The sequence below is a fragment of the Nostoc sp. LEGE 12447 genome, assembly GCF_015206985.1.
In the GTDB taxonomy this organism is placed as follows: Bacteria; Cyanobacteriota; Cyanobacteriia; order Cyanobacteriales; family Nostocaceae; genus Nostoc.
Genome location: NZ_JADEXT010000018.1, coordinates 45,748 through 58,589, shown reverse-complemented (window position 1 = coordinate 58,589; position 12,842 = coordinate 45,748). Strand labels below are relative to the sequence as shown.

The window sequence follows — 12,842 nt, the reverse complement described above, 5'->3', positions numbered from 1 at the left end:
TTGGTGCAGCCTTAAAAATAAATGGTATAAATATTTACAAAATTAAAATATAGTGCTATACGAATAAAGCAATTAAGCCTTCCTACGCGATGAGTTTAAAAGAAGAAAACAGTAAACTTAGAAGATAACAAGATAGTAACCCATTTCGCTATCAGTTAAGCTCAACTTTCGCTTCCCATATTTGGGAAACTATATGCTACAGCTTCTCATCATTGTGTTTGTTATCCTTTTAGGTTCAGCAATTTGTTCTAGTGTAGAAACAGCCCTGTTTTCTGTTTCAACCCTGAGAGTCAGACAATTAGCACAATCAAATAGTCCATCAGCAGTAAGACTTTTAGCGATTCGTGAAAATATGAATCGACCGATTGCGGCTCTTGTAATCCTCAATAATACTTTCAATATCATTGGTAGTATTCTTACAGGTAGTATTGCTGTTCAGGTATTAGGAGACAAATGGCTTGGTGTATTTTCAGGAATATTGACATTCTTAATTATCATCTTTGGTGAAATCATCCCAAAGACAATTGGAGAGCGTTATTCTGAGCAACTCGCCATACTTGCGGCTTTACCTGTAGCTGGACTTGCTATTGCTTTCACACCCTTAGTCTGGATTCTAGAAAATGTTACTGCACCCTTTGCCAAAGGGAAAAAACGACCAACTACGAATGAGGCTGAAATCAAGCTGTTGGCGAAGATTGGGCATCAAGAGGGAATTATCGAAAGCGATGAAGCAGAAATGATTCAGCGAGTGTTTAGATTAAATGATGTGACAGCATCTGACTTAATGACACCCCGAATCATGCTGACATATATTTATGGAGATATGACTCTTGCTGAGGCGAAAGCAAATATTATTGCGTCTCAACACACCCGGATTATTGTAATAAATGAATCTCTGGATGAAATTATTGGATATGCTCTCAAACAGAATTTACTGACAGCGATGGTTGAAGGAAGTAACAATCAAAAAATCGCTAGTCTAGCTCGAAAAGTCAACTTTGTTCCTGAGATAATTCGAGCAGATAAACTATTAAAAAATTTTATAGAAGCTCGTGAACATCTTGCAGTAGTGGTAGACGAATATGGAAGTATCGCTGGTGTCGTCACTTTGGAAGATGTGCTTGAGGTGATAACTGGTGAAATTGTAGATGAAACTGATAGAACTGTTGATTTGCAAGAAATTGCCCGCAAGAAACGAGAAAAAATGTTGCAGTCTGTTACTAGTAGTAATTAATGCAATCGCCTAAATAATCACACGGCACATTCATTTCCTCCTCTCTTTCTCTGCGCCTCTGCGGTTCGATTCCTAAAAACGATCGCCATCTGGTGCGTCAAACCCCGTTAACGCACCCTACCAATCATCTATTCGTCAATTTGACCAACGCGGCGGATATTCAAAATGTCGCTCATTTTCTTGATTTGCACAAATACTTGCTCTAATTGAGAGCGATCGCGTATATCTATTCCTAAATCCATCAATGCAGGTTGACCAACAGAGGTTTTCACCTGAGCATGGCGGACATTGATTCCTTGGTCACTCAACCGTGACAAAATATCTTTTAGCACCCCTACACGGTCAAGGGCTTCAATTTGAACATCTACTGGATACGTGTGCGGACGACCACTATTTTCGGCGCTTGGGTTCCACCTAACTGGTACTAAGCGCTCATATTCCACAGTTTCTAGATTATGACAGCCTTGGCGATGAATTGAAATCCCCCTACCTCGCGTCACCACACCAATAATCGGTTCGCCAGGAATCGGGGTACAACATCCAGCTAAATGATATACCAACCCCTCTACCCCAACAATAGGCGAATCACTGGCGCGGGAAGTAGTTGGAGGCGCATCTCGTAAAGCTTTTGATGTAGTAGGTGGTTCTTTGGGGATAAATGGCGGCACTGTAGAAACTGGTTGTTGTCCCTTCGCCACTTCTCGCCAACGATTTAGCACCAAGTTCAACGTCACTTCACCGTAACCCAAACCGGCAAGTAAATCGTCCACACTGTGGTAGTTACACTTTTCGGCGACAATCTGCATTGCATCGGACTTTAGCAAACTATCAAAACCAGTTTTACCTAGTTCCTTTTCTAACAATTCCCGTCCACGGGCAACATTTTCTTCGCGGCGCGATCGCTTGTACCATTGTTTGATCCGATATTTCGCCGCCGAACTTCTGACAAAGTTCAACCAATCCAAACTCGGATGGCAGTTCTTTTGAGTGAGAACCTCTACAATATCGCCATTTTGCAGTCGGGTTGACAGAGACACCATTCGCCCATTCACCCGCGCCCCTGAACAGTGGTTTCCAACTTCCGTATGAATGCGATAAGCAAAATCTACAGTGGTAGAACCGGGGCTTAAAGGAACAACATCCCCCTTAGGGGTGAAGACATAGACATCATCTTCAAATAGATTATCCTTGACACTATCAAGATATTCTTGTGCGTCCTTGAGATCGGTTTGCCATTCTAGCAGTTGCCGCAGCCAAGTAAACTTGTCATCTGTCCCTGTCAAATGGCTAATACTAGAACCTCCAGTTTCTTTGTATTTCCAATGGGCGGCAATCCCATACTCGGCGATATGATGCATTTCGATTGTCCGAATTTGCACCTCTAAAGGACGGCCAGTTAGTCCAATCACCCCAGTATGCAACGACTGGTAACGGTTAGGCTTTGGCAGCCCAATGTAATCTTTAAATCTCCCAGGAATTGGGCGAAAAGCATCATGAACCACCGCCAACGCCCGATAGCATTCCTCATTGCTTTGAACAATAATCCGCAGCGCTGCCAAATCGTAAATTTCATGAAATTCCTTTTGCTGGCGGTGCATTTTTTGGTAAATGCTATAAAGGTGCTTGGGACGACCGCTAATATCCTGAAAGCGGATTCCGGCTTGCTGCAAACGCTCTTGCAACATGTTCGTAGCTCTAGCCAGTTTCTCTTCTCGCGCCGTCCGTTTTTCAGAAACAAGCTCTTGCATTTGGCGAAAAGCTTCTGGTTCCAAATACTTAAAAGCCAAATCTTCCAGTTCCCATTTAATTCGCCAAATCCCCAAGCGATTGGCTAAAGGCGCGAATATATCTCGCGTTTCTTGGGCACTGCGGCGGCGGCTGGCCTCTGACATATATTGTAAAGTTCGCATATTATGCAAACGATCTGCCAATTTCACCACAATGACCCGAATATCTTGCGCCATTGCCAAAAACATCCGCCGGAAGTTTTCGGCTTGGCTTTCGGTTTTGCTGGTGAAATTGATCTTAGAAAGCTTTGTTACACCTTCAACCAATTGCCGCACTTCTGCGCCAAAGCGTTCTTCAATTTCTTGACTTGTAACTTCTGTATCTTCAACAACATCATGGAGAAATCCAGCTGCTATCATAGCAGCACTACCTCCCAAGTCATGCAGCAAGTCGGCTACAGCAATGGGATGAGCAATGTATGGTTCTCCAGATTTGCGGTATTGACCTTGATGCAGTTGGTAAGCAAATTCAAATGCGCGGCCAATTAAAACTGCATCACTATGCCTTCGGTCATCTTCTACTTCGCCGTTACTTGTCGATGACTCCTTCAAACATTTTTTTAACCATTCCGGAATGGCTAGATCAACTGATGAATTTATAGCTAGACTGCTCATACAAGTGGGTTTGGATAGGATCGGTAGATAAGTGAATGATAAATAAAAGTGGCAGCATCACCCTAAGAAAATGCTGTCGCCCATTAACCTTGAAAATCCATTGATGGCAAACAAAGCCTCAAATCCTGATTTGAGGCTTTTAGTGCTAATAAGCCTTTAAGAAAGTTTATTGTAAAAGAAAAATTACTTGACACTAATACTATCTTAACTAGCACTGGATGTCTTTAAACCCTGAGAAATATTTGGCACTCGTAACCTTGCTAGAGCAATTACGCTCCGATGCCACAACGACCCAAATCGCTGCGCCTGAACTGCGAGAGCGTGTAGCCTCGTTGCAGCAATTTTTCGGACAGCAGATTGTGCCTTTGGCTGATGAAAACTGGCGAGTACAGTCTTATCAAACGGAAATGAGCAAGCAATTGCGTTTGTTGGCGATAGATGTGATGTTTTTGCAAGGAGCGCGGCAGGCATCGACTGCACAGACGAGACTTCAGACGATTAGCGATCGCTTGACAACCCTCATTCAGTACTGTAATGCTATTCTGCAACCAGAAGCGGAAGGAGAAAAATAACAATTGTTCACCTTTTTCTCTAATTAATCCATCATCTCATTTACAACCGTTCGTGAAAAGTTATTTTGCTAACAAGTTAAAGGTGGGGAAGGGGGAATGGGGAATGGGTATTGGGTATTGGGTATTGGGCATAGTTATTCTCGTTGTCACTCTAAAGTTCTGATCTAAGAAAGCCTTATTTCAGATTTGTCCCCATGCCTTATGCCTAATTCCCAATCCCTTTGAGGAGAAGATTTATTGTGCGGCGCATATATGCTTCTACGGGCTCAGTTGTGGGTTTAAAGATCAGTGCATAATATAATGATCCGCTCACCAGGTCGATAATTAAATCTACGTCTGCATCCTTGTGTATTTCACCTCTAGATTGGGCACGCTCAAGTACTTTAGAGAATGCTTCACGTCGGAGTTTTATATATTTTGTCCAGTAAACCTCTGCAAACTGAGGATTGCTAGACGCGGTACTAGTTATTAAAGCGAGTGTCTGACGACCAAGGGGACTATCTATCTTTTTGGCGGCATTCTCGATCAAAATGTCCATATCTCCCCAAAAGCTGTTAGTATCGGGGATCGCTAAATCATCTCTCAGACTTTCTATCGCGTCTGCAACTAGTTCTTCTTTGGAAGTGTAACGCCGATAGATGGTCGTTTTACCAACTCCAGCACGACAAGCGATCGCTTCTATACTCATGCTCTGATATCCTACCTCTGCAAGCAAATCTAAGGTCGCTTGCAGAATCGCTTGGTCAGCGTGGATGCTACGTGGTCGTCCTGAAGGACTGTTGATTTGGTTACTCATAAAAATATCATCCCCAAGAAATATCTTCTTGGCAATTTGCTTCTACCTTTGGGCATAGAACGTACCATCTGGGAAACGAAGAAGCCCTACTACCCAGTTTTCATGCACGAAAACAGCAAAAATGACTATCCATCTTTAGCATAAGTATTTCTGCCGCTTTTCGTTGAGGTCTCCCTTGACCATTCCTATATGATACGCTACCGTAGCGTATACGTGAGATGTATAATTTTTGCTTTGGGAATCGCTCTGACAATGGCTACCAACATTAAACGTTCTAGTTTTGATCAATTTGGTTATGTCCACGGGCCATTGAAGTGGGCGATCGCTTTGACGGCTTCTCTGGGTGCAATTTTAGAAGTAATTGATACTAGTATCGTTAACGTTGCCCTGACGGATATGCAGGCTAGTTTGGGTGCAACTGTCAGTGAGGTAGGTTGGGTAGTAACTGGATATGCGATCGCAAATGTCGTCTTAATTCCCTTATCTGCATGGCTGGGAGATTACTTTGGACGCAAAACTTACTTTATCTTTTCGTTGATTGGCTTTACTATCGCCTCGGTTTTATGCGGGTTAGCATTCAATTTACCGATGCTAGTTCTTTCCCGAATTCTTCAAGGTTTATGTGGTGGCGGGTTGCTAGCTAAAGCACAAGCAATTTTGTTCGAGACTTTTCCACCTGCTGAACAGGGTTTGGCACAGGCAGTTTTTGGAGTAGGTGTAATTGCTGGCCCAGCTATCGGCCCGACTTTAGGAGGATTCTTGGTAGATGGTTTGGGCTGGCGATGGATTTTTTTTGTTAATATTCCCTTCGGGATCGTTGCAGTAGCAATGTCCTTCATGTTTTTGCCCAAAGACAAAGACAAAAGCGAGACACAAAGCCAATCCGTCGATTGGTTCGGCATTGGGTTTTTGATTATTGCCATCGGCTGTCTGCAAACTTTGTTAGAAGAAGGAGAGAAAGAAGACTGGTTTTCCTCCGGTTTTATCACCACGTTAGCGATCGCCAGTATTATCGGATTAGGGCTATTTATTTGGTACGAGTTGAAAATAGCGCATCCTGCCGTTGATTTGAGAGTTTTGCGTCACCGTTCTTTAGCTGCGGGAAGCGTTCTCTCAGCAGTAGTGGGTATGGGGCTTTATGGCACACTCTTTGCAGTGCCGATATTTGCTCAGAGTGTACTGCACTTTACGGCAACCCAAACAGGACTATTGTTAGCGCCTGGTGCTTTAGCGTCTGCGATCGTTATGGTTCTATTAGGCAAGCTGTCCAGTAAAATTGATGCCCGATTTTTAATTGCAATGGGCGCTGTTGGATCATCTGGAGTTATGTTTCAACTAGCAGCAATTACCCCACAAACAGGCACAGATGATTTATTTTGGCCATTGGTATGGCGTGGAGGTTTTACTGTGTTGATGTTTCTCCCTTTGAGTTTGGCAGTTTTAGGCCCGCTACCCAAACAAGATGTTTCTGCTGGGTCTGGTTTCTACAACCTTACCCGACAACTAGGTGGTAGCATCGGTATTGCCCTACTCACCACTTTGCTTGATCGAAGACAAACTTTTCATCGAGCTATCTTGTTAGCAAAACTTAGCCCTTATGACCCAGAAACCAATCAACGTTTAGATTTGCTCAATGGGGCACTTCAAAGCCAAGGTATGGATGCGGCAACAGCACAGCAACAAGCACTAGCTTTATTAAGTCAAACAGTAGACACTCAAGCTGCTGTTTTATCTTATGCAGATTGCTTTCGAGTGGTAGGGATAGGGTTCCTTTGCTCATTACCCCTATTACTATTCTTGGGTAAAGGCGGTGCCGGAGCAAAAGCACCAGTCGGTCATTAGACGGATACCAATTTTAAGCTCTCTGAACTAAAACTACGTAAAAATACTGCTTAAAAATCTTTTTTGACTGAAAGTCACAGAAGAAAATCAATATACACTGATATATCTGGATCAAAAATAAAAATCCTACTCAGTTTTGAGCAGGACTATATGAAGTCTTATTGCTAAAATTAGAAATTCCGAATCTTAGAAAAAGTTCATTATTGTAATAACACCAACACTGGTTAACATCATTAAAGCGCCCATAATTATAGATTGGCCTAATGGATTGCTGAATTTTGAATCGTTCATTTAAGTAAAATCCTTTTTTTAATAGTTCCTTAACCATATCAAAATCAGTATAAATATCTATAAAAGAGCTGTAAAACTTAAATTACCGTAAATTTTCTTAACAAAAAATTAATTTACAAATTAAGTATCGGTTTTTACTTATGAGGAGCTAGTCTTCTAGTCTCCCCACTCAATACTTGTCGGTTAAGGGGAAAGAAAAACCTTTAACCTTTACCCTTTAATCTTTACCCAAAACCCAATTCCGAGTTAAAAATCCTTAACCGAGCAGTATTGTCTCCCCACTTCTTATTCTCCAGTTCCCAAATGTAGTAATTTCCGAACAGAATAAATACCTGAACTCCGAGCGGAATACGCGCCTTTATGGAGTAAAATAAATCTTAATCAAGGTAGAAATATTTGAATAGAAGATTATCATGACAGTCTCCACGGCATCTAGAAACCAAGCGATCGCTTTTGACTTAGAAAAATTAAATGAGCAATTTGAAACTGCCACTCCTAAAGAGATACTGGCATGGTCTATAGAGAATATCCCAACGGGATTGGTGCAAACCAGCGCCTTTAACGTGGATGACATGATAATTACCCATATTCTTTACAGTGAACTGAAGCATCCCGTTCCTGTGATCTTTCTCGACACCTTGCACCACTTCCCTGAAAGCCTAGAATTAGTTGCCAAAGCCAAAGAAATTTACAATCTGGACTTGCAAACTTTCAAAACTCCAGACGTAGAAACTCGTGAAGCCTTTGAAGCCAAATACGGCGACAAACTTTGGGATACGGACATTGCTAAATTCCACCACATTACAAAAATTGAACCACTGTTACGGGGTCTAGACGAACTCAACAGCGTCGCTTGGATTACCGGTCGTCGCCGTGACCAAGCAGTAACCCGTGCGAATATGCCCATATTTGAATTTGATGGTAAAGGTCGGTTGAAAGTAAATCCCATTGCTACCTGGACACGTCAAGACAGCTGGGTTTACGTGGCTGAACATGGAGTTATCTACAACCCTCTCCATGACAAAGGTTATCCCAGCATCGGCGACCAACCTATCACCACCAAAGTAGGCGAAGGTGAAGACGAACGCGCTGGACGTTGGCGGGGAAGTGATAAAACAGAATGCGGAATTCATATTTAGTTATTGGTCATTGGTCATTTGTCACTTGTACTGAGCGAAGCCGAAGTATTAGTCATTAGTATTAGACAAAGGATAAATGACTAAGGACGAAAACAAATATGATTAAAATCCTCCATCTTTCCGACATCCACATGGGAAGCGGCTTCTCCCACGGACGAATTAATCCTACAACTGGATTAAACACACGATTGGAGGATTTTGTCAATACTTTGTCTATATGTATTGACCGAGCGCTGACAGATGCTGTTGATATGGTGATATTTGGTGGTGATGCTTTCCCGGATGCGACACCCCCGCCTTATGTACAACAAGCTTTTGCCAGCCAATTTCGCCGTCTTATGGATGCCAATATTCCAACAGTATTGTTGGTAGGCAACCACGACCAACATTCCCAAGGACAGGGAGGAGCGAGTTTAAATATTTACCGCACTTTGGGAGTGCCAGGGTTTGTTGTGGGTGATACATTAACTACTCACTGTATTGAAACCCGCAATGGCAAAGTGCAGGTAATTACCCTCCCTTGGTTGACTCGTTCTACCCTGATGACTCGCCAAGAGACTGAAGGTTCGTCTTTGGCGGAAGTCAACGAACTGTTAACGGAACGTCTGCGAGTTGTTATGGAAGGGGAAATTCGCCGTCTTGACCCTGATGTGCCAACTGTCCTTTTGGCTCACTTGATGGCTGATAATGCTAGCTTGGGGGCAGAACGCTTTTTGGCAGTGGGTAAAGGCTTTACTCTACCCCTATCTTTGCTGACGCGACCTTGTTTTGATTATGTAGCGTTGGGACACGTCCACCGCCACCAGAACCTCAATAAATCCAACAACCCGCCGGTGATTTATCCGGGAAGTATTGAGCGGGTAGATTTTAGTGAAGAAAAAGAAGACAAAGGCTATGTAATGTTGGAACTGGAGCGGGGGAGCGCTGAATGGGAATTTTGCCCCTTAACAGTTCGCACTTTCCGCACTATTGAAGTGGATATCTCGAAAGCAGATGAGCCGCAAGCGGTGTTAATGAAAGCGATCGCTAAGTATGATATTCAAGATGCTGTAGTGCGGCTAATTTACAAACTTCGCTCCGAACAGATGGATTTAATTGATAGTTCCTCTCTACATACTGCTTTAAGTCCGGCTCATACCTACACCATTCAAGCAGAATTAGTCAGTCAATTAGCCAGGCCCCGCATTCCTGAATTGAGTGCAAGTAGCAGCATCGACCCAATGGAAGCCTTGAAAACTTACTTGAACAACCGCGAAGACCTCAAAGACATAGCAACATCAATGCTAGATGCTGCACAGAAGTTACTAGCGGATGATGTGGAAATCTGGCTAGAAGCAGCAACTAGCGAGTAGGATAGATGCCAATCATATTTCAATACAGCGTGTAGAGACGTAAAATTTGGGGTCATCTGGAAAAACCCACGAAAAAACTAACTCCCTTCCCGTGTCGGGAAGGGGGAAATTTCAAAGTCTCTTCTAAAAGGAAAGAGATTTTCGAGATAGCCTAAATGGAGTTCTTCGATAAGGTGCTAGAACCCTTTGATGAATTTTCCGATACAGGTTAGGATAATCCATCAATTAAAGGAAAAACTTCAAACCCGCTTAATCGCGCTGTAACATGAAAGTCACCCAAATTTATATTTTTGGGCGGATTATTGAGGAGTTTGCTACTCTACTATCAACTATTGTTTTTCTTCTAGCTAGAGGAAATTTTTGACTCAGTAAAAAAAGTTATCAAGCCTTGAATAAGCTACTCTTTACAGGTAAATCTTTTCGTTTTATGGCTTTTGTCTTACCACTAATCATCTGGTGGGGATACAAAGAAGTACAAAACCAATTTGTACAGCCGCAAGCAGTTGTAGTGTTGGGTGGTTCAACGAGACGTTTAGAGCGAGAGAAGTTTACGGCCGAATTTGTTCGCCAGCATCCAAATATACCAATTTGGATTACTGGGGGTAGTCCACCTAGATTCACCCAACGAGTCTTTACCAAAGCTGGTGTTGATCCCAAGCGTTTACATCTGGATTATGAAGCCGTAGATACAGTTACTAATTTTACTACGTTAGTAGATGATTTGCAAGCTCGTGGTATCAAGAGCGTTTATTTAATTACTTCAGACTTCCACATGCGCCGGGCTTGTGTCATCGGCGAAATTATTTTGGGTAGTCGAGGTATTTATTTAAAACCAGTGCCAGTCCCTTCAGAAAAACCCCCTGAATCTATCGAAAAATCTATCCGCGATGGAGCAAGAGCGATACTTTGGATAGCAACTGGTTACACTGGTGTGGATGCAGCTAAAAATAAACGGTAAGTCATCAATGGGAATTTATATGATCTTGATGTAACTCAAGATAGGTAAATTAAGAGCATTAATGCCAATAATAATGATAATAACTAAGTAATAATAGACACATGAAACCACAGCGATCGCAAAACTAGCGCAACATTAACCCTCAAACAACACAATATAAAAACCAATTAACTGTTTTTGCTCATTTGGTTGCTTAGTGAATACTTTGCGTCCACCAAAATTTTGAGTGGTGACTTGCGTAAATGGAATTTATCTGTGTAGCTCAGGGAAAAAAACGCCCCAACTTATCTCACAATTTGATACCCTAGCTTAAACAGATTTGAATAAAAGTTAAAGCGTGGAAATTCAACTTGGGCGGGGAAAGACAGCTCGCAGAGCTTACGGAATAGATGAAATTGCTCTAGTTCCTGGTAACAGAACACTAGATCCCAGTTTGGCAGATACTAAGTGGCGTATTGGCAATATTGAGCGAGAAATTCCGATAATTGCCAGTGCAATGGATGGGGTAGTAGATGTTCGCATGGCTGTACGTTTGTCACAGTTGGGAGCATTAGGTGTCCTCAATTTAGAGGGGATTCACACTCGCTACGTTGACCCAGAGCCAATATTAGATCGGATTGCCTCTGTGGGGAAAGATGAATTTGTTGCCCTGATGCAAGAACTCTATGCCGAACCAATAAAGCCGGAATTAATTGAAAAACGTATTCAGGAAATTAAACAACAAGGTGGCATTGCGGCGGTAAGCGCAACTCCAGCCGGTGCAAGTAAATACGGTGAGGCGGTAGCAAAAGCTGGGGCCGATTTATTTTTTGTTCAAGCTACAGTAGTCTCTACTGCACATCTGTCACCAGAGTCGATAATACCACTTGATTTAGCCGAATTTTGCCGTTCTATGCCCATCCCTGTGGTGTTGGGGAATTGCGTAACTTACGACGTGACATTGAATTTGTTGAAAGCTGGGGCGGCGGGCATACTAGTGGGAATTGGCCCCGGTGCTGCTTGTACATCCCGTGGGGTGTTGGGTGTGGGTGTGCCACAGGCAACTGCGATCGCAGATTGTGCAGCAGCACGAGATGATTACTATAAGGAAACTGGCAACTATATTCCCATTATCGCTGATGGCGGTTTAATCACCGGTGGCGACATTTGTAAATGCATCGCCTGCGGTGCTGATGGTGTGATGATTGGTTCACCCTTTGCTAGAGCCGCAGAAGCCCCAGGACGGGGTTATCATTGGGGTATGGCGACTCCTAGCCCGGTGTTGCCTCGTGGTACCCGCATTCGCGTTGCCACCACTGGTAGCCTAGAGCAAATACTCATTGGCCCAGCCGGACTAGATGATGGCACTCACAATCTTTTAGGAGCCTTAAAGACGAGCATGGGCACTTTAGGAGCCAAAAATATTAAAGAAATGCAGCAAGTGGAAGTTGTGATTGCGCCTTCCCTATTAACCGAGGGTAAAGTTTACCAAAAAGCTCAACAATTAGGTATGGGGAAATAAAATTGGGGCATGGGGCATAGGGCATGGGTTATTATTCTTCCCCTGCTCCCCCTGCCTCGCCTGCCTCCCTTGCTCTCTACTCCCACTCTCCACTCCCAAATTCTTCAATAAATTTTTCCAGCCCCCTAAACAATTGCTGGAAAAATTCGATATGTCGCCTACAATAGAGATAGCGGAGACGAATGTTTCCGTTCACTCCTCACACCACACTCCGCCCGGACTACTGTTCGGGCGGTTCCTTATGTTTGTAAATAAATTCGAGAGCTTCTTTGCAAATGTACATCCTTAGACTCCCAAGCTGAGGTTTTTGCTATGGTAGAATTTTCACCAAGTTCAGATATTATTGGCGAAGGTTTTAGGCATGTCAACAGCCGCACAAGTTACCGATTCTAGTTTCAAGCAAGAAGTACTCGACAGCGATGTACCAGTTTTAGTTGACTTTTGGGCACCCTGGTGCGGACCATGCCGTATGGTAGCTCCTGTTGTCGATGAAATCTCCGAACAGTACAAAGGTCAAATCAAGGTCGTCAAAGTCAACACGGATGAAAATCCTCAAGTTGCTAGTCAGTACGGCATCCGCAGTATTCCTACATTAATGATTTTTAAAGATGGACAAAAAGTAGATATGGTGGTAGGTGCTGTACCTAAAAGTACATTAGCTTCCACTTTAGAAAAGTATCTTTGAAACTCAATTGGTAACAAAATCCCTTTGAGTTATCAATGTTGTTCTAGCTTTAGGTTAATTTTTACAAACA

At 43.0% G+C, this 12,842-nt stretch carries 10 protein-coding genes; 8 read left to right on the top strand and 2 right to left on the bottom strand.

Annotated elements, in window-relative coordinates; genetic code table 11:
* Positions 1 to 193: 193 nt before the first annotated feature.
* Positions 194 to 1,234 (top strand): hemolysin family protein, encoded by a 1,041-nt coding sequence (locus IQ274_RS19040; RefSeq protein WP_163928362.1) that lies wholly within the window; start codon positions 194 to 196, stop codon positions 1,232 to 1,234.
* A gap of 128 nt (positions 1,235 to 1,362) precedes the next feature.
* Here the strand turns inward: IQ274_RS19040 and IQ274_RS19035 are convergent, their stop codons facing one another.
* Positions 1,363 to 3,636, bottom strand: a complete 2,274-nt coding sequence (locus tag IQ274_RS19035) for a RelA/SpoT family protein (protein ID WP_012411844.1) — start codon at positions 3,634 to 3,636, stop codon at positions 1,363 to 1,365.
* A 218-nt stretch (positions 3,637 to 3,854) separates the two neighbouring features.
* On the opposite strand from IQ274_RS19035, the gene patD reads away from it, so the two are divergent.
* The gene (gene patD, locus IQ274_RS19030) at positions 3,855 to 4,208 is read left to right on the top strand and encodes a heterocyst frequency control protein PatD (RefSeq protein ID WP_194143105.1); all 354 of its coding nucleotides are present in this window, start codon (positions 3,855 to 3,857) and stop codon (positions 4,206 to 4,208) included.
* A gap of 205 nt (positions 4,209 to 4,413) precedes the next feature.
* Here the strand turns inward: patD and IQ274_RS19025 are convergent, their stop codons facing one another.
* On the bottom strand, positions 4,414 to 5,004 hold the full coding sequence (locus IQ274_RS19025; RefSeq protein WP_194143104.1) for a TetR/AcrR family transcriptional regulator: 591 nt from the start codon (positions 5,002 to 5,004) through the stop codon (positions 4,414 to 4,416).
* A gap of 252 nt (positions 5,005 to 5,256) precedes the next feature.
* On the opposite strand from IQ274_RS19025, the gene IQ274_RS19020 reads away from it, so the two are divergent.
* From IQ274_RS19020 to trxA, 6 genes are all read left to right on the top strand, one after another.
* Positions 5,257 to 6,846, top strand: coding sequence for a DHA2 family efflux MFS transporter permease subunit (locus IQ274_RS19020; protein WP_194143103.1), 1,590 nt, complete (start codon positions 5,257 to 5,259; stop codon positions 6,844 to 6,846).
* 704 nt (positions 6,847 to 7,550) lie between these two features.
* The gene (gene cysH / locus IQ274_RS19015) at positions 7,551 to 8,276 is read left to right on the top strand and encodes a phosphoadenosine phosphosulfate reductase (RefSeq protein ID WP_163928371.1); all 726 of its coding nucleotides are present in this window, start codon (positions 7,551 to 7,553) and stop codon (positions 8,274 to 8,276) included.
* 98 nt (positions 8,277 to 8,374) lie between these two features.
* Positions 8,375 to 9,628: an exonuclease subunit SbcD gene (gene sbcD, locus IQ274_RS19010; RefSeq protein ID WP_194143102.1), complete on the top strand. Its 1,254-nt coding sequence runs from the start codon at positions 8,375 to 8,377 to the stop codon at positions 9,626 to 9,628.
* Positions 9,629 to 10,055: 427 nt separating this feature from the next.
* Positions 10,056 to 10,586 carry a YdcF family protein gene (locus IQ274_RS19005; RefSeq protein WP_012411838.1) on the top strand — a complete coding sequence of 177 codons (531 nt, stop codon included), beginning with the start codon at positions 10,056 to 10,058 and terminating at the stop codon, positions 10,584 to 10,586.
* Positions 10,587 to 10,923: 337 nt separating this feature from the next.
* Complete coding sequence (locus IQ274_RS19000; RefSeq protein ID WP_194143101.1) at positions 10,924 to 12,087, top strand: GuaB3 family IMP dehydrogenase-related protein; 1,164 nt, start codon at positions 10,924 to 10,926, stop codon at positions 12,085 to 12,087.
* A gap of 361 nt (positions 12,088 to 12,448) precedes the next feature.
* Positions 12,449 to 12,772, top strand: coding sequence for a thioredoxin (trxA, locus tag IQ274_RS18995; protein ID WP_012411836.1), 324 nt, complete (start codon positions 12,449 to 12,451; stop codon positions 12,770 to 12,772).
* Positions 12,773 to 12,842: the final 70 nt, after the last annotated feature.